The 18874-nt window shown below is 43.3% G+C and carries 15 protein-coding genes; 11 read left to right on the top strand and 4 right to left on the bottom strand.

Features of this window, described 5'->3' with window-relative positions; translation table 11 throughout:
- Positions 1 to 36: 36 nt before the first annotated feature.
- The 4 genes from SCB77_RS10460 to SCB77_RS10445 all read left to right on the top strand — a co-directional run bounded on the left by SCB77_RS10460 (position 37) and on the right by SCB77_RS10445 (position 6570).
- Positions 37 to 2481 (top strand): TonB-dependent receptor, encoded by a 2445-nt coding sequence (locus tag SCB77_RS10460; RefSeq protein WP_320186381.1) that lies wholly within the window; start codon positions 37 to 39, stop codon positions 2479 to 2481.
- Positions 2482 to 2499: 18 nt separating this feature from the next.
- The gene (locus SCB77_RS10455) at positions 2500 to 3882 is read left to right on the top strand and encodes a hypothetical protein (protein WP_320186380.1); all 1383 of its coding nucleotides are present in this window, start codon (positions 2500 to 2502) and stop codon (positions 3880 to 3882) included.
- 76 nt (positions 3883 to 3958) lie between these two features.
- Entirely contained in the window at positions 3959 to 4723 is a 765-nt protein-coding gene (locus SCB77_RS10450; protein WP_320186379.1) for a hypothetical protein, read from the top strand.
- A 104-nt stretch (positions 4724 to 4827) separates the two neighbouring features.
- Positions 4828 to 6570, top strand: coding sequence for a hypothetical protein (locus SCB77_RS10445; RefSeq protein ID WP_320186378.1), 1743 nt, complete (start codon positions 4828 to 4830; stop codon positions 6568 to 6570).
- 45 nt (positions 6571 to 6615) lie between these two features.
- Here SCB77_RS10445 and SCB77_RS10440 read toward each other — a convergent pair whose 3' ends face one another.
- Complete coding sequence (locus SCB77_RS10440) at positions 6616 to 6966, bottom strand: phage holin family protein (protein ID WP_320186377.1); 351 nt, start codon at positions 6964 to 6966, stop codon at positions 6616 to 6618.
- A 267-nt stretch (positions 6967 to 7233) separates the two neighbouring features.
- Here SCB77_RS10440 and SCB77_RS10435 point away from each other — a divergent pair, with 267 nt between their 5' ends.
- The 5 genes from SCB77_RS10435 (at position 7234) to SCB77_RS10415 (ending at position 12718) form a co-directional block, all read left to right on the top strand.
- Positions 7234 to 7647 carry a DUF2147 domain-containing protein gene (locus SCB77_RS10435; RefSeq protein WP_320186376.1) on the top strand — a complete coding sequence of 138 codons (414 nt, stop codon included), beginning with the start codon at positions 7234 to 7236 and terminating at the stop codon, positions 7645 to 7647.
- A 104-nt stretch (positions 7648 to 7751) separates the two neighbouring features.
- A complete protein-coding gene (locus SCB77_RS10430) occupies positions 7752 to 8999 on the top strand; it encodes an ABC transporter permease (RefSeq protein ID WP_320186375.1) in 1248 nt (415 codons plus the stop codon).
- 200 nt (positions 9000 to 9199) lie between these two features.
- Entirely contained in the window at positions 9200 to 10390 is a 1191-nt protein-coding gene (kbl, locus tag SCB77_RS10425) for a glycine C-acetyltransferase (RefSeq protein WP_320186374.1), read from the top strand.
- Positions 10391 to 10467: 77 nt separating this feature from the next.
- Positions 10468 to 12273, top strand: a complete 1806-nt coding sequence (typA, locus tag SCB77_RS10420) for a translational GTPase TypA (RefSeq protein ID WP_320186373.1) — start codon at positions 10468 to 10470, stop codon at positions 12271 to 12273.
- A gap of 103 nt (positions 12274 to 12376) precedes the next feature.
- Positions 12377 to 12718 carry a Rieske (2Fe-2S) protein gene (locus tag SCB77_RS10415; RefSeq protein WP_320186372.1) on the top strand — a complete coding sequence of 114 codons (342 nt, stop codon included), beginning with the start codon at positions 12377 to 12379 and terminating at the stop codon, positions 12716 to 12718.
- Positions 12719 to 12735: 17 nt separating this feature from the next.
- On the opposite strand, the gene SCB77_RS10410 is transcribed toward SCB77_RS10415, so the two are convergent.
- Complete coding sequence (locus SCB77_RS10410) at positions 12736 to 13500, bottom strand: aspartate/glutamate racemase family protein (protein ID WP_320186371.1); 765 nt, start codon at positions 13498 to 13500, stop codon at positions 12736 to 12738.
- 184 nt (positions 13501 to 13684) lie between these two features.
- Here SCB77_RS10410 and SCB77_RS10405 point away from each other — a divergent pair, with 184 nt between their 5' ends.
- Together SCB77_RS10405 and SCB77_RS10400 are read left to right on the top strand one after the other, a co-directional pair.
- Entirely contained in the window at positions 13685 to 15802 is a 2118-nt protein-coding gene (locus SCB77_RS10405; protein ID WP_320186370.1) for a M3 family metallopeptidase, read from the top strand.
- 105 nt (positions 15803 to 15907) lie between these two features.
- A complete protein-coding gene (locus SCB77_RS10400; RefSeq protein WP_320186369.1) occupies positions 15908 to 16231 on the top strand; it encodes a hypothetical protein in 324 nt (107 codons plus the stop codon).
- Between the two features lie 122 nt (positions 16232 to 16353).
- Here SCB77_RS10400 and SCB77_RS10395 read toward each other — a convergent pair whose 3' ends face one another.
- Together SCB77_RS10395 and truA are read right to left on the bottom strand one after the other, a co-directional pair.
- Positions 16354 to 18117: an ABC transporter ATP-binding protein gene (locus SCB77_RS10395; RefSeq protein ID WP_320186368.1), complete on the bottom strand. Its 1764-nt coding sequence runs from the start codon at positions 18115 to 18117 to the stop codon at positions 16354 to 16356.
- The gene (gene truA / locus SCB77_RS10390) at positions 18114 to 18869 is read right to left on the bottom strand and encodes a tRNA pseudouridine(38-40) synthase TruA (RefSeq protein WP_320186367.1); all 756 of its coding nucleotides are present in this window, start codon (positions 18867 to 18869) and stop codon (positions 18114 to 18116) included. Before truA ends, SCB77_RS10395 begins: the two co-directional genes overlap by 4 nt.
- Positions 18870 to 18874 lie beyond the last annotated feature (5 nt).

Below are 18874 nucleotides of genomic sequence, written 5' to 3'. Positions count from 1 at the left end.
AAAGACTGCCCAAATATAATATATTAATCTTGAATAATGAAAAAGCTTTTTTTAGCGCTCCTCTTGACATCACTTTTCTCCCACGCTTTTGCTCAGCTGGCTACGCTTCGCGGACAGATTAAAACGGAAGATGGGGTTCCTGTTGGTCAGGCATCTATAAAGCTAATAGGCACAAAGAATGTCACAACGACTAACTCAATGGGTTGGTACGAACTTTCCAAAATCCCTTTCGGTAAAAGAGAGCTTGAAGTGACTTCAATAGAAGTAAAACATCAAAGGTTTTTTATTGATGTTCATAAGGACCAACAGGAGTTCAATATCGTGGTTTCGGCGAAAGGTGCTATTGATATAGAAGAAGTTTCCATACATCGTAATACGGAGAAACGTGATCTAGAAGTAGGAGGATTCGCTGTGGCAGTCATCGAGACGAAGGAAGCGTCGTTAAGAAACCTAACCACAAACGAATTATTAGACAGGGCAGTGGGGGTACGCGTTCGCCAAAATGGTGGAATCGGCTCAAGGGTTGATTACAATTTGAACGGTATGTCGGGAAGTACAGTTGGTATATTTTTGGATGGGATAGAGGTGTCCACCTACGGATCGTCATTTAATTTAAATAATATACCGCCAGCAATGATTGAACGCATTGAAGTGTATAAAGGCGTTCTTCCGTCTCATTTAACTGGAGACTATGTCGGAGGTGCAATAAATGTCGTGCTTAAAAAGGATGCATCCACCAATAACGTAACCATAGCAACTTCCTATGGATCTTTTAATACTTTCCAATCTGATATTGGTGCTACTTTTAGAGACAAAAGGACCGGTTTTTCTGCTCGGTTTTCGGGATTTCACACCTATACGGACAACAGCTTTACAACATGGGGGCGCTCAACCACATACGTAAATCATTTACAGCAAATCATACGCCCCTACAGGGCCAAGAGATTTAATAATACTTACAAATCTCTAGGTGGGCGGTTTGAATTGGGGTTCACAGATGTAAAATGGGCAGATTTATTCTTTCTCGGCTATAATATCTCTGATAATTATAACGAAATTCCCCACGGAACAACGATGGCGACACCTTATGTTGGACGATTCACAGAAACTGATGCGCATGTTTTCAGTTTGAACTACTCTAAAAAAGATCTATTTGTGAAGGGATTGGCGTTGAATGTAAATGCCGTTCGTAGTGATAGAGGCACATATTTGCAGGATACAGTGGGCCTAGCTTACAACTGGGATGGGACAGTACGAGAGGTTATTCAGTTCGGAGAGCGCGTTCCCTTGAGAACTACCTTGGGTGGTCAGCAAGGAGAAAAGGTAATCTCACAAATTGATCGCAAAATCACCAATACTCGTTCAAATTTAGGATACATGATTTTGCCCGGACATCGGATCTCTTTGAATCATAAATTCGAGAAAACAGATAGGGATGATAACGATTTACTAAACCCGATTGATCGTGATCTAATAACAAAAAGTATCGTAAGTAAAAATATTCTATCCTTTAACTATGAAGCTCAGACCTTCAATAACAGGTTAAGGACAAATATTCTTGCTAAATATACGGCCAATAGAACACAACAAACCAAGCCTGAGATTGTGAATCAGAACGGACAGAGTACAATAGTGCGTAGGGACACGACTACTTTTGCGGATAACTTTGGGTATGGCGCAACTTTATCCTACATGGTTGTACGGGATCTATTTGTCATAGGTTCTTTAGAGAATGCCTACATTATGCCCAATGAAACGCAGCTTTACGGTGACCCGGAAATCAACATACTACCGAATCTACAGCTGCAACCAGAAAAAAACATTAACTACAACCTAGGTTTTAGATATGGCGTAATAGACCATGGTCGTCATCGGATTTCCTTCTATGGTAGCGCTTTTTGGAGAAATGGGTTTGATAAAATAACGCAACAAATCGTAGACGAAAGGGAGGTAGAGAATCCAGAAGATGCAGATATTCAGACCACTCGTTATGTTAACCTTGGTAAGACTCAAGCCAGAGGATTTGAAGCAGAAATTGTCTACATATACGATAACAAATTAAATGCTATTGTCAATTTTTCGAAGTTTAATAATGTCTTCAAACAAGAATTCGATGAAAACGGGCAACCTCATGACCTATACAATGCTCAGGTGCCGAACGAACCGTTTTTTACAGTCAATGCTAATCTGCAATATCGACTGAATAATATTTTTCAAAAGAACTCCATTTTAAACGTCTATTACAATACTGGATATGTAGGTCAATACTATACTGTTTGGGGGCAGCCCGAATGGTCAAGTACCCCCACACAGTTCGTTCACGATATTGGTGCAAGTTACCGTTTTCCATCAGGGAAGCTAGTTGTTAGCCTAGATGGTAAAAATATTTTCAATGCCGAGGCTTACGACAACTTTATGGTCCAAAAGCCAGGGAGAGGGATTTATGTTAAGTTGAATTACACAATCAATAAGTTTCTATAAAAATTAATAAGTGATATTATGAAAAAAAATCTATTTAGAGCGGCAATGTTCAGCGCTGTAATCGGAAGTATTTCGTTTGCTAGCTGTTCGAAAAATGATTCGCCAGTTGATCCGGTTGAACCCGGAACCGAACAGCCAGGAGAAGAGCCTGCTGCACGCTGGATTTCGTTGACAGCAGCATTTCCAAATGCTGCTGGAACACCAGGCGACGGAGGAACGAGAGCGTACGCTATATCTGTAGAAAATGCTGCTGACCCCAACTATGAAGTACGTATTTTCGATCAAGATAAAGGCTTTGCCTTAAAATCGAACCGTACAGCTCGTGTACAAGCCTCGGCGGACGGAAATTTTCTGTACAATATCCAATATACTGGTGCAGAAGGCGGTGTCTTTAATAAATATAAAGTCTCTGGTGAGGGTAAATATGAAGAAGTAGGTTTTGAATTGAATACAGCTGTTATCTTGGGTACGTCTCCTCGTTGGACTAAAGCTGCTGAAGGTATCGGTGTAGGTGTTTACGCGGGAGCTGCAACGTTGGCTTACGAAGGAACAGCACCTAATTTTGTTTATAAAAACCGCGACAGCGAAGTCCGTATTGCTCTTTTAGATCTTGAAGCAACGGCTATTACCAATACAGCGCAATTCACCTTTCCTTGGTCTGATGCGGAACGCGCAGCTGGATATGGAGTGAGCCGGATAGATGTTCCTGTGTTGAATGAAGCTAAGACCAAAGTTTTTATCGGATGTAACGTTAGCAAAGTGGATCCAACAGCTACTCCAACAATCAACGCCAGCGGAGTTCCTTCATGGCCAACTGACAGAAATGTGGATGGAACAAAAACGCTTGTTTTAGATTATCCTACTTTGAGAAATCCGAAAGTTATAACGTCAACAGTAAGTAAGGTCAATAATCATGCTTATCGTACGATGACGCAATATGTTGGTACTGATGGACACATTTATCAAGCTACTGCAACATCAGGGTCACAGATTCTTAAAATTAGCAAAGAGACAAGTGAGTATGATAATTCGTACAATTTTGATCTCAATACGGCTTTGGGAGTCAATGGCGCAGCTATTAAAGCTTGGAGATACATCAAGGACGGTGTCGGCATCGTACTTTATACTACAGCTGATTCGGAAGGCGGATACGTTGCTTTAGTTAATTTAACCGCGAGAACAGCAACGAAATTGGCAATAGATATTGAGGCAGACGCAGGATTATCATCTACCTTCGGTCAATACCAAAATATAGGTCTACATGGAGATTTTGCATATGTACCGTTAACAGCTAGTGGAAAAGATGGTAACATCTATCTTGTTAACTGGAAAACAAATGAGGTTAAAAAAGGAGCCAAGTTAATTAATCAATCTGGCAGCTTCTTCATTGGAGCATACTAATTAAAAATACAATCTCTTAAAACTACAGGTGAAGCCGAAGGCTTTATCTGTAGTTTTTTGTATATATTGATTTCGTATGATGCTTAAACAAACAATTTGTAATCTCTTGTTGGGATGCTGTATCCTGTTTGCTTCTTGTGAAACGGACACTGCCGTTAATCAAGAGATCGACCAAGATAGGATAATGTCCGATGTGAAATTGGCCTATGAATATCCGGTGAAACCGACTTCACCGGAATGGAATACGCTTACGGATCGTCAAAAACAGGAAGTGTGTCAAATACCAGAATCTATCTTGCTGGGGCTGAAAACCAGAGATTTGATCGAGGTCATTCTTGCTTATCCCTTATTGAACGATTTGTATAATGCGCCCTCTGTTCAATTTGGTCTCATGGGACTGTCCAGTTTTAATGCTTTTTCCGAAATTAGGGAACATGAAAATGTGGTTACAGCAATCACCGATATTTATAAGTTACGGATGGACCGATTAGAAGCACTGGAGGAAAATTATTCTGAAGAAGCAAAAAAGCAATTTATACAAGAAATATCAAGTATAGAATTGCTTGTTTCGCAAATGATCGTAAATCGGAAGAATGATACGGTGAGTCCGCTTGAAGAACGTAAAAATTTGATGAGAGCGCTTTTATCAAGCTACGAAGCAAAATTGAATAGACCGAAGTACTTTGACCGACTTGCAATAGAGACCAACCTTTATGCTCGACGGTTGGTATTTGACGTTTATTACTTTAATTGGTCTTATCTAGATAACAAGTGGTTGAGCCTTTCGGATGCAGAGATACAACGAATTGATCAACAATCGCGAGCTTTTTTGGAAGAATAGCTAAGCGAGTGATCAATTAATTATTTTCGTCCTACAATTGCACGTTCTTTTTTTATCCCTAAATTTGCTCCTTACAATTTGATGCGGGGGATGTAACCAAATTTATGAGGAAATCCAAAATCAGGACATTATGCTTGGGGCACATTCTTATTTGCCTTAGCTTGCTGTTGTGCTTTAGCGCATCGGCAGTTGCTACTGTTTTGGAAAGCCAAGATTTCCGAGCCTCCTTTATTGAAGATTATAATCGGTACTACCATCACTTTAAAGATTCCCAGCAACTAAATCCCGAAGCTGTTACGGTAAAGGATGATGTAGACCAAGTTGCCTATGCCATCACCTTGGCGCAGTTTTACGTAGATAAATTTGATGGAGAAAACGAAAAAAGCGAGCAGCTATACGCGGAGGCGCTAAAGAAAGCAAGGTCGCTTGGCGACCAAGATTTACTGGCTTTCGTTTTGGCGCAGCGTGGTTATTATTACTACCGGATCAGGCGCATATCCATGGCCATGCCAAGCATGCTGGAGGCCGTATTTCTTGTCGATCGTAACCGTAAAATCGCTCCTCCTTTTTCTGCAGAAGTATATAAACAAATTGGCTATTTTTTAGGAACTATCGGCGATTACGAGCAAGCTGATATTTTTCTATGCCGTTCTTTGTCCGCGATAGATTCAGGAAGCCGATCAGAGCGTGCCGCCTTGCTCGACAATCGTGGACTCTACGCGCTACGGCTGAAAGATACCACGCGGGCAGAGAAGTATTTTGGTGAAGCCATGCAGCTGGCTCAGGCAGAAAATGATATCATCCGCCAAGCGAAGATCTACGGAAACATGGCTTTGTTGGAATGGGGGCGCGACAATAGGCAGCTCGCGATAGCACATTTCGAACGCGACCTCCAACTGTCGAAAGGGAAGGGCGCTGAACTCAACAGACTATATGCGGTCAACCTCTTGGCGCGACTACTGCTGGACGAAGGGCATCTTAAGGAGGCGAAGAGTTATATCGCCCAAGTTCGCTCCTTTGCCGAGACACATGAAAACTTGATTGTGCACCGAAATACTATGCACCAGCTGCTGTTGGACATCGCTGTGATGGAGAAAGATGAAGAGACGGAAGTGGTGCAACGACGCAGGCTATATGCAATGCAAGATAGTTTAAACCTTTTCGATGGAGAGAATGTGACCAAACAAACACGTTGGCTGGCAGACCAAAAGAAGATCACAGAACGCCTGTTAGATGCCGACAAGAAATATGCGCTAGAGAAGCAAAAACTTAGTTATTTGCTTACTGTTGGAGGCTTGCTGCTGCTTTCTGCGGCCATCGTAGGTCTGATTCTGTACCGTAATAGACAACAAGAACGCTTGCAGCAGCGAGCGCTACTCTTGCATTTTGAAGAAGAGGCAAAGGTGTTGGATGATAAACTCTCAGATGCCGAGGAAGCCATTGCTGTGTACCACCGTTCTGCGGAACAGAAAGACCATTTGATAAAGGAGTTACAGGATGCCGCAGTAAATACGATATCTGCTTCAGCTGCACAAAATGACGTCCCATTGTCCAAATTGCTGACTTCACATCTTCTGACCGAAGAAAATTGGATGCAGTTCAAACGGTCATTTGTTCAGGAGTATCCCGACTTTTATCGGGAGCTGAAAAATAATTTTCCTGAATTATCGGAAAGTAATCTGCGTATCGTCCTTCTTTGGAAACTAGATCTAAGTACAACGGAGATTAGTAATGTATTGGGCATCACCAACGATGCTATTAAGAAGGCCAAGCAGCGTCTTCGAAAGAAAATAGGAGAAGAACGCTACGAAATCTTCCGTACGCTACTTGCCAAGCCGCTATCCTAAAACGGAGGCTGAGCCTACCGTGCTGCTTGGTGACAGCGACAGCTGTTATGAACGTCTATCGCTGGATGCTGTACCCAAAAACATTTCAATTACCGCGACGACAATAGCAAATAATGCGGCTGTCCAAAATCCGTCCACATCAAATTTGCTCCCCATAAGGCTGTCGCTTAGCATAATCATCAATACGGTTATAATGAAGGAGACCAACCCAAAGGTTAACCAATTCAGTGGAAAAGTGAAAAGGCGTAGGATGCCTCCAACAATTGCATTTACCAACCCGATTACAAGTCCCGTGACAATGGCCCACCCAAAGCCATCTACATGTGCTCCAGGAACAATATACGCCGCCACGGCGATGATGGCGCCCGTTAGCAAAAGGCTGATAATAAACCGCATAGCTTTAGATTTTTACATTTAATACTAGCCTATCAGGTCAAAAAAAATGCCAAAATACCCTGCACTGAAATCCTAAATAGTCTTTTATGACATGTTGCTTGAATGGACTGCTAAACTTTTAACATTATTTAGTGCGTAACTTACTATGCTTGCATATAAAAAATCTGTATCTTTAATCAAGATTATAAACAATAGTAATGAACGTCCCTACGCACGCACGGCTGTTAAGCGCGTTCCATTTATTCACACACATGACACTTTAAACGTATGAAAAAGATTGCATTAACATGTTTTGCTGTATTGTTGACGTTCTTTGTCTTCGCGCAGGCGAATGATCCCATCCTTGGAAAATGGCAGAATCCGAGCGGCGAAGGAAAGATAGAAATCTATAAGAAAGGCAACAAGTATTTCGGCAAGCTTTATTGGATCAAGGATGCCAATAAAAAAGATGAAAAAAATCCAGATGCGAGCCTACGAAGTCGCAAGATCCAAGGATTGGAGATCTTGACAAACTTCAGTAAGGATGGCGACACCTATGAAGGAGGGCAGATTTATGATCCCAAGTCCGGTAAAACCTACAGTTGCAAGATGACCGTAAAAGGAAAAGATAAGTTAGATATCCGTGGCTACATGGGGGTTTCTCTGTTGGGAAGAACCGAAACATGGAAGCGTATCGATTAGTATCCATTTAATTGGGCCACAGGTTTACCACCGGTGGCCCTAAATTTTGCCTTTTGCTTTCTTGATGTTAACTTTTTCCCGTATTTTGGTAGAAAGAACTTACCATGTCGGTTAACATGTCTTATCGGGAGAACGTAAAGTTGGCCTTACAGTCTATTGTAAGCAACAAGTTGCGCACATTCCTCACAGCCCTGATTATCGCCATCGGAATTATGGCTTTAATCGGCGTTCTTACTTCCATTGATGCCATTCAGAGTTCATTGACCAACTCCTTCTCCTCGATGGGATCCAATTCTTTTAATATCCGTAACCGAGGTGTCAATGTTCGTATTGGCGATGGTGGGAGTCAAGCAAAAGTATTTCCGTCCATTACTTATCAAGATGCCCTGGATTTCAAAAGGAATTTTGATTTTAGCGCGTTGGTTTCCGTAAGTGCCAACGTTACTTGGGGTGCAACGGCCAAATATAAAACAGAGAAGACAAATCCGAATATAGGGGTGCTCGGCGCCGATGAAAATTACTTGCAAACTTCAGGTTACAAACTAGAAGATGGTCGTAATTTGACCAGCCAAGATGTAGAAAATGCTAACGGCGTGGTTATCATTGGCAAGGAAGTTAAAGATAAGCTCTTCAAAAACAACAAAAATCCATTGGGTGAATATATTACCTTAGGAGGCGATCGCTTTACCGTGATTGGCGTCTTGGAGAGTAAAGGCTCCAGCGCTGGTTTTGGGGCAGACAAGGCTTGCTTTGTCCCTTTGTCGCGCGGGCGTGCTATGATGGCACGAGGGAATCCCTCTTTTATAATTACCGTAATGTCCGGCGATCCGTTTAAAATGGATGCCGCGGAAGGTGAGGCTGTTGCTACCTTTCGTAAAATTAGGGGGTTAAATGCAAAGCAAGCGAACGACTTTGAAATCATAAAATCCGACGCTGTTGCACAGATCCTCATGCAGAACCTGAGCTATGTAACCATGGGGGCGATTATTATTGCATTTATCACGCTCTTGGGAGCATCCATTGGCTTGATGAACATCATGCTCGTATCCGTAACAGAACGTACACGAGAGATCGGTGTGCGCAAAGCTATCGGTGCTACCCCCAACGTGATTCGTAAGCAGTTTTTGATGGAAGCCATCGTGATATGTTTGTTAGGCGGGCTTGCAGGCATTATATTGGGTATGTCGATCGGCAATTTGTTAGCACTCGCCCTTGGGGCAGATTTTATCATCCCTTGGCAGTGGATGGGACTTGGTATTTCCGTCTGTATAGTCGTTGGCATACTTTCCGGCTATTATCCAGCTTCCAAGGCGTCCAAGCTCGACCCCGTAGAGGCGTTGCGCTATGAGTAAATTTGTGCAATCGATTTCTTAGTGTACATTTAAAATATTGCCTTATCTTCGCATGGAGTAAGATCTAAGTGCTTCGTTGATAGTAGGTAGGTCGCTGTGCGAAGAGGGGGCTTTAATAGGAGTTTTCATAGATCGCATGGATTCGGTAAAAGCTGTTTTGTTTTTACTTTTTACTTTTGAATTTTTACTTTCGAATTATCATGTTTAAAACGTTAAAACCGGCATTAGAAAAAGAACTTGCAGCCATTAAAGAAGCAGGTTTGTACAAGCAAGAGCGCATTATCGTGACGCCTCAGGGAGCTGATATTAAGGTAGACTCTGGGCAAGAGGTTATTAATTTTTGCGCCAACAACTATTTAGGATTGTCCTCACACCCCACAGTAGTAGAAGCTGCAAAGAAAGCAATAGATAGCCACGGTTATGGCATGTCATCCGTACGCTTTATTTGTGGTACCCAGGATGTACACAAAGAATTGGAAGCCAAAATTTCCAGCTTTTTGGGGACCGAAGATACCATTCTGTATGCTGCCGCTTTTGATGCCAATGGAGGTGTTTTTGAACCGCTGTTAGGTGCTGAAGATGCTATTATCTCGGATGAACTCAACCACGCCTCCATTATCGACGGGGCGCGCCTTTGTAAAGCACAACGCTTCCGTTATAAAAATTGCGATATGGTTGATCTCGAAGAGCAGCTAAAAGCAGCAGCCGGAGCGCGTCACCGAATTATCGTCACGGATGGTGCTTTTTCCATGGATGGTTCTGTAGCACCCTTGGATAAGATCTGTGATCTTGCTGATAAGTACGAAGCGTTGGTTATGATCGATGAATCGCATTGCTCGGGCTTCATTGGCAAAACTGGCCGTGGCACACACGAGTTGTTTGACGTAATCGAACGTGTAGACATCATCACCGGAACCTTGGGCAAAGCCTTAGGCGGTGCTTCCGGCGGTTTTACGTCGGGACGCAAAGAAATTATTGATATGCTGCGTCAGCGCTCACGCCCCTACTTGTTTTCCAACACCTTAGCACCGGCCATTGCAGGAGCATCGGTAGCTGTATTGGATATGTTGAGCGAAACCACTGCACTCCGTGATAAACTGGAAACCAACACAACTTATTTCCGCGAGAAAATGACCGAAGCCGGATTCGATATCAAGCCAGGGTTTCATCCTATCGTTCCTGTAATGCTCTATGATGCGAAATTGGCTCAGGAATTCGCCGCTAAAATGCTCGATGAAGGAATTTATGTGATCGGATTTTACTATCCCGTTGTGCCACAGGGAAAAGCCCGAATACGGGTGCAAATATCCGCGGGACACGAAAAGGAACATCTCGATAAGGCCATTGCCGCCTTTACGAAAGTGGGTAAGGAATTAAACGTAATAAAATAATAATATAAAAAATAAAAAATTGAGGTGCAAAATAATTATCTTTGCACCTCGAATTTTTTATAATACAGTATCGCTCAATGCAAAACATCAGAAATATTGCGATTATCGCACACGTTGACCACGGTAAAACTACCCTCGTTGATAAAATTTTATATTTCACCAATCAGTTCCGTGAAAACGAGAATGCGGGTGAGCTTATTTTAGATAATAACGACTTGGAGCGTGAGCGTGGTATCACCATCGTTTCCAAAAACGTATCGGTAAAATACAAGGATGTCAAGATCAATATTATTGATACCCCTGGTCACGCCGATTTTGGTGGAGAGGTAGAGCGTGTATTGAAAATGGCTGATGGTGTGGTGCTATTGGTGGATGCTTTTGAAGGTCCAATGCCGCAGACTCGTTTCGTAACGGGTAAAGCATTGGGATTGGGCATCAAGCCAATCGTTGTTGTAAACAAAGTAGATAAGGAAAACTGCCGTCCAGAAGAAGTGTACGAAAATGTATTCGATCTTTTCTTCAACCTTGGCGCTACCGAAGAGCAGTTAGATTTCCCAGTATTATACGGTTCATCAAAACAAGGATGGATGTCGACAGATTGGAAAAAACCAACGACTGATTTCACGGACTTATTGGATGCAATTCTTGAGCATATCCCTGCTCCTAAGATATCTGAAGGTACGTTACAAATGCAAGTAACGTCACTAGATTATTCTACTTTCGTTGGTCGTATCGCTATCGGTCGTGTGGCACGTGGTGTAATCAAAGAAAACCAACCGGTTTCTTTGGTTAAGCGTGACGGTAAGATCGTAAAATCACGCGTAAAAGAACTACAGGTTTTCGAAGGTTTAGGTCGTATCAAGGTATCAGAGGTTCATGCGGGTGATATTTGTGCAGTTGTTGGTATTGACGGCTTCGAAATTGGTGATACTATCGCCGATTTTGAAAACCCAGAGCAACTGGAAGTAATGCACATCGATGAGCCTACGATGAATATGTTGTTCACGATCAACAATTCACCGTTCTTTGGTAAAGAAGGTAAATTTGTAACTTCTCGCCATATCTACGATCGTTTGCAAAAAGAACTAGAGAAAAACTTAGCGCTACGCGTCGTTCCTACGGATTCGCCAGACGCTTGGTTAGTATACGGCCGTGGTATTCTTCACTTGTCCGTATTGATCGAGACAATGCGTCGCGAAGGTTACGAGCTACAAGTAGGTCAGCCACAGGTAATCGTTAAAGAAATCGATGGTGTCAAATGTGAGCCTATCGAGGAATTGGTAGTGGATGTACCGGGTGATGTATCGGGTAAAGTGATCGAATTGGTGACTCAGCGTAAAGGTGAGTTGTTGATCATGGAATCAAAAGGTGAAATGCAACACTTAGAGTTTTCCATCCCTTCACGTGGTATCATTGGCTTGCGTAACAACGTGTTGACAGCTACTGCAGGTGAGGCTGTTATGGCACACCGCTTGAAAGGTTACGAGCCTTGGAAAGGTACAATCCCTGGTCGTTTGGCGGGTGTATTGATCTCTTTGGATACAGGTTCTACCACTGCTTATTCGATTGATAAATTGCAAGACCGTGGTCGTTTCTTCGTTGATCCAGGTGTGGATATTTACGAAGGACAAATCTTGGGTGAACACATCCGCGATAACGACTTAACAATCAACATCACTAAAGGTAAGCAGTTGACCAATATGCGTGCTTCAGGTTCTGATGATAACACCCGTATTGCACCAGCAATCAAGTTTTCGTTGGAAGAATGTATGGAGTACATCCAAGCAGATGAGTATATCGAAGTAACGCCACAATCTATGCGTTTGCGTAAGATCTACCTATCTGAAGGTGATAGAAAAATCAATGCAAAGAAATTCCAATAAGGAATAAAGGCATCAAGATAAGTAAAGCGGGCTTTCGATTTTTCGAAAGCCCGTTTCTTTTTTATAGGATGGCTCGATATGCAAAATCTCCTTATATTTAGGTATGGAAAAGCTTGAATGGCATGTGATTCCCATACTACCAACTGCCGATGCGGAAATAAAAAAGATTAAAGTTGCCGGCAAAACGATTTGCCTTGTCCGTTCTCAGGGCAAGTGGCAGGCTGTCGGCAACCGTTGTCCGCATGCAGGGGCAGATCTTTCACAAGGATGGTGTGAGGGGAATAACATCGTTTGTCCTTTTCATCGCCATAAGTTCGACTTGCAAACAGGAAAGGGCGATGTAGGACAAGGAAATTTTATTCCCACTTATCCGCTCAAGGAAGAAGATGGGCAACTATATGTGGCTATCCGGAAACCTTGGTGGAAGACACTTTTTTCTGGATAAACGCCGCATTGTTGAGCCTAGGCGTTGGCCAGCACTTCCTCCGAGCGTAGCTTCGATTCGTCATAGGCAGCAATCAACGCACGTGCCAGCACCCTGTTTGGATCGACGATGGGTAAACCATCACTCTCTTTTTCAGGGATAGCAAGTGCAAAATCCGCATCGCCAAACACGATCGATTGAGCGCCTTTCTTTTTGAGCTCAGCAATTACTTTAATGATTTCGCTACGCGCCCGGTTGCTGACCGGTGCTGACACCGCCTGAATACCATAAGTCGGATCGTAGATCGCTTCTTGAATCTTATCCTGCAAAGCTTGGTCGGGTTCCAGCGCTTGCAACCCATGCTGTGTTAACGCATGCTGGTAAAGACCATTGTTTTTCGTGCCTAGGCTGCTTAACACCGCCACTGCCTGATGCCCATGCTTACGCTGTATATATAGAGCCGTTTCCTCAATCATATGTAGAAGTTTTACTTGACTACCATGATGTTCAAGCTCTTCACGTATCAAATCAAAAATACGTGATGCATGCGCGGCATGGGATGGTACAGCCACGATAGTGGCTCCAGCAGTTTCCAATTCACATATGGTTTGTGCAATGGCCTTAGCTGGGTTTTCGTTTTCCCTGCCTATTAAATATGCTGCCGGATCGCTGATGCGTTGTGCATGCGCATGCAGTAGCAAAGGCAGATGTTCTCGCTCGTTGCTTACTTTTGTTTCTTCTATTATTTTCGTTGCGATGTCGAGTCCAGCAAGTGCGCCGACACCTCCTACTATTCCGATCATATCTCGTTAATTTAATGTTTCCAACCACATGCCTTTTGCCTGTGGTCTCTATATAGGATATTCAAAAATAGCGCCAAGCTCCTATTTCAGATGCTTTCCCTGTAACGGTTCTATAGATTCTCGGCAAGTTTTGTTATTACAGGCTATTAATCCTTATCTTTGCAAGAAATTTTAAATAAAAGTAATGAGTAGAAAGCGATTCTTACCTTATTGTTTGGTGTTGGCAACGATTGTAGTGAGCTGCCAAGATCAAGATAACACCCAGCAAACAGATAATCCATTATTATTAGCTTACGATACACCATTTCAAGTTCCTCCTTTTGACAAAATCAAAAACGAACATTTCCGTCCTGCTTTCAAAGTAGCATTGGAGCAGCACAACTTGGAGATCGATTCTATCGTGAACAATACGGAAGAACCTACCTTTGAAAATACTATCGTTGCATTGGAAAATGCAGGTAGCTTATTGAATAATGTGTCTACGGTTTTTCGCAATCTCAACAGTGCGCATACCAATGATTCCATACAGGCTATTGATAAGGACTTAGCGCCGGTATTTGCGGCCCATGCCGACGAGATATCGCTCAATGAGAAGCTTTTTGCGAAAGTAAAAACGGTTTTTGAGAAAAAAGATACATGGAATCTGGATGCTGAGGGCGCCAAGCTATTGGACGAAACTTATAAAGGCTTTATCCGCTCCGGGGCTAATCTTTCTGCTAAGGATAAGGAGAAGCTCAAAAAAATAAATGCACAGCTTTCTGTCTTGACAACTGAATATAGCCAAAATTTATTGGCTGAAACGAATGCTTTCGAGCTCGTGGTTGAGAAAGAGGCTGATCTTGCAGGCTTACCTGCAGATTTAAAAACGGCTGCTGCCGATGCCGCTAAAGCGAAAGGAAAAGAAGGGAAGTGGTTGTTCACCTTGCAAAATCCTTCCGTCATGCCTTTTTTGCAATATGCCGATAACCGTGATTTGCGTAAGAAGATCTGGGAGGCTTACCAAAAGCGAGGCAACAATGGCAATAACAACGATAATAAGAAAGCGCTAGTTTCCATCGCTAACTTGCGTTTGGAAAAAGCGAAGTTGCTCGGATATTCGTCACATGCGGCCTATGTGCTTGAGGAATCCATGGCCGAGAATCCAGCCAATGTTTACGCATTGTTGAACAAGATCTGGACACCGGCATTGGCAAAAGCCAAAACCGAAGCCGCGGATATTCAAAAGGAAATTATTGCTGCCAAGGATACATTTACTGTTGCACCCTACGATTGGCGTTATTACCAAGAGAAGATCCGCAAATCTAGATTCGCGCTGGACGAAGCGCAGATCAAGCCTTACTTTAGTCTTGGAGCGGTGCGCGAAGGCGCTTTTTCCACGGCTAATAAGCTCTATGGCTTGACATTCATTGCTTTGAACAACGTGCCGACCTATCACCCTGAGGTTGAAGTTTATGAGGTTAAAGATAAAGATGGTTCGCACTTAGGACTGCTGTATGCAGATTTCTTCCCTCGGGAATCTAAACGTGGCGGTGCTTGGATGACATCTTTCCGCTCGCAAGGAACTAAAGATGGAAAACGTGTCGCACCGGTGATTTCTATCGTCTGCAACTTCACCAAGCCGGTCGGTGACGAACCTGCATTGTTGACGTTTGATGAAGCTACAACGTTGTTTCATGAGTTTGGACATGCCTTGCATGGATTACTTTCCAACGTAAAATACAAGAGCTTGGCAGGAACATCTGTTCCTCGCGACTTCGTCGAGTTACCGTCTCAGATTATGGAAAATTGGGCGGCTGATCCGGAGGTGTTGAAGTCTTACGCACGCCATTACAAAACAAAAGAAGCTATCCCAGATTCCTTAATTGCGAAGATGGAGAAAGCAGGAACTTTCGATCAAGGTTTCGCTACGGTGGAATATGTAGCAGCATCTTTACTGGATTTGGATTACCATGCTGCAACGACACCTATTCCAGCCGATGCTAATGCCTTTGAAACGGCGGCTATGAAAAAGATCGGTTTGATTGATGCCATTATTCCACGCTACCGTAGCACCTATTTTCAGCATATCTTTTCGGGTGGATACTCCGCCGGTTACTACGCGTATATCTGGTCGGAAGTGTTGGATTCGGATGCTTTTGCAGCCTTCAAAGAAAAGTCATTGTATGACCAGGGTACAGCAAATGCATTCCGTCGTAATATATTGGAAAGAGGGGGGACGGGTAATCCGGCAGAGATGTATCGCACCTTCCGCGGTAAGGATCCAAATCCCGATTACTTGATGAAGAAACGTGGATTGAATTAAAAAATGTTAAATAACAGAGGCTACACCAAAAAGTGTAGCCTTTTTTGATGCTAAAGTTTGCATTTTAAGCATTGTTATTTATATTTGTTCTAAATAAAAATAACAATGTGTCAATCCATCATTTTAAGTTCGAACGGAACAACGACGGTGAGCTACTGCCAACACTGTAGAAATTGCTACATCTGGCACCAAACTTTCCTGTTGACGTTTGATGCCGAGCAATACCGGAGTTTTTGGGAGGTCATTAAAGAAAAAATGGGTGTCGAAGAATATTTCCGTTTTCCGGATGGCGTGGCAAGAGTGGTTTTAAATACTCCTGTACGGGAGATCGTCTTTACGTTCACGCACGATGAATGGATCGATTTTACAAAATCCATGAACGAAGGATTCTACATGCGACAGATTCACGAGATGATTCATCCGAATTAAAGATATCAAGTCCTAGTGACCTGTAATAGTTCCCCGATAATCGATAGGTTAGCTAGGCACAAATTGAAGCGCATGACACAGATTGCTTATTGGTAACAATACAGATCTGTGTCATGCCTTTTTTATATGCTAAGGGAGTTAAACTGAAGATCGTATAATTTTTTGTAGTATCCGTCTATCGCCAAGAGCTCACTATGTGTACCCATTTCTTTTATTTCGCCCTTATCGAAGACAATAATCTTATCGGCCTTTTGTATCGTCGACAAGCGGTGTGCAATCACGATGGCGGTACGCCCTTGCATCATATTATCGATAGCCGTTTGAATCAATAGCTCGGTTTCGGTATCGATAGAAGAAGTAGCCTCATCGAGGATCAGGATCGTGGGATCGTGCACAAGTGCGCGGATAAAGGAAATAAGCTGCGCTTGCCCAGAGGACAGCGTGGCGCCACGTTCCTGTACTTGATAGTCGAAGCCTCCAGGGAGGCGCATGATAAAGTCGTAGGCACCTACTTTTTTTGCGGCATCAATAACCTCTTCACGACTTATCGATGGATTGTGCAAGGTGATATTGTTGAAGATGCTGTCAGCAAATAAAAAAACATCTTGCAATACCGTAGCAATGTGGTTTCTGAGGTAACTCAGCTCATAGCTGCGTATATCCTTGTCATCCAACAGGATGCTACCTTTCTGGATTTCATAAAAACGGCTTAAGATATTAATAGTGGATGATTTACCTGCTCCGGTAGCGCCCACTAGTGCCAGTGTTTCGCCCGGCTGAACGACAAAGTTCACATCCTTAAGTACCCATTTTTCATCGTTGTAGGCAAACCAAACATCTTGGAATGCAATACGCCCCTCAATGTGTTTCGGACTGTAGGTTCCTTCATTGGGGGTAAATTCATGTGTGTCCAACACATCGAAAATGCGCTCTGCCGATACCATACCCATTTGTAAGGTGTTGAATTTATCGATCAATTCGCGAATAGGTCGGAAAATCATATTGATGTACATAAGGAAAGCCACGACGACGCCAGGCGAGATGTCGTTGGACAAGATCTGTTTTGATCCATACCATACCAAAAGCCCCGTTGCTATGGCAAGTATAATTTCCAAAACAGGGAAAAAGATCGAAAAATACCAGTTCGCACGGATATGTGCGTCTCGGTGTTTTTGATTGATGTTGTCGAATTTCCGCATTTCCTGCCGCTCGCGAGAAAAATACTGTATGATCGCCATACCGCTGATGTGTTCCTGCAGGAAGGTGTTTAGATTGGATACCCAAGTGCGTACATCGACAAAAGCCGATTTCATCGACTCTTTAAAAATGTAGGTGGCCCAGACCATTAGCGGCATAGGAACCAGCACGATGAGCGTCAGTGTCCAGTCTGTGTAGAACATGACGCCTAGGATAACCACCAATTGCAGGAGATCGCCGATGATCTGTATCAGTCCTTGGGAAAAAATATTGGATATGGTCTCCAAATCGGAGATCGTACGGGTGATCAATTTGCCTAAAGGCGTATTGTCGAAATATTTTAGTCGCAGTTGGGTAATGTGGTTAAACACCTGAATACGGATATCGCGAATCACATTTTGTCCCAGCACGTTCGTGGCCAAGGTATGGTAGTAACGTATAACAGTTTGGCCAACCAATAAAACCAGCATGGCGATCAGCATCATGCCCAAGCCCGAAGCATCGGATTTCAAAATATAGTTGTCCAATGTATATTCGATAAGCATAGGCAGTGCCGGCGCTACGGCAGCCAACAAGATGGTCAAGATGACCGATGCCCAAAATATACCCTGGTAGGGGCGCATGTACTGGGACATGCGTTTCAGCAATTTGCTGTCGTAGGTTTTACCCGATATTTTTTGCTCGCTCAAGATTCAGTACTAATGTAAGGATAAATAACTTTTGTTAAATAAAGACCATGCGCAGGTACGGATGTGCCCGCTTTTGCGCGGTCTTGGCTTTGGATAACGTCAAGAATGGAAGAAGCTTTTTTATTCTTCAGTCCAATATCCAGCAGAGTGCCCACAATGGCACGCACCATATTGCGCAGAAAGCGATCTGCCGTAACGTGAAAGATCAATCGCCCTTGAACGTCGACCCATTCTGCACGCGTTACCGTACAAATATTGGTGAACACTTGCGTATTGCTCTTGGAAAAGCATCCGAAATCTTGTTTACCCAGTAGGAATGCAGCAGCCTCGTTCATGCGTTGCACATCTGGATAGTCTCGCAACTGCCACGACTTGTTGATGGAGAATGGATCCTTGTCGAAATGTATGTGGTACTCATAGGAGCGTTCCACCGCGTCAAAACGAGCGTGTGCATCTTGCTGTACAGGGAGTAGCCTACGCGCTGCAATGTCAAAAGGCAGTAGCGCGTTCAAGGCGTGCAAAAAGCGATCTGCATTTGGAATCTGCCCGGCTTCGACATCAACATGTACATACAATTGTTTGGCATGTACACCTGTATCGGTACGTCCTGCGCCGACCGTTTCCACGGGGGAACGCAAAATTTTGGCTAACGCCTCATTGACGCGCTGCTGCACCGACACCGCATTATGCTGCACTTGCCAGCCATGGTAAGAGGTGCCGTCGTAAGCGATTTCCAAAAAATAACGTTGCATGATGT

This window comes from Sphingobacterium bambusae (assembly GCF_033955345.1).
GTDB classification, from domain to species: domain Bacteria; phylum Bacteroidota; class Bacteroidia; order Sphingobacteriales; family Sphingobacteriaceae; genus Sphingobacterium; species Sphingobacterium bambusae.
This window is presented reverse-complemented; position numbering and strand designations above follow the sequence as displayed.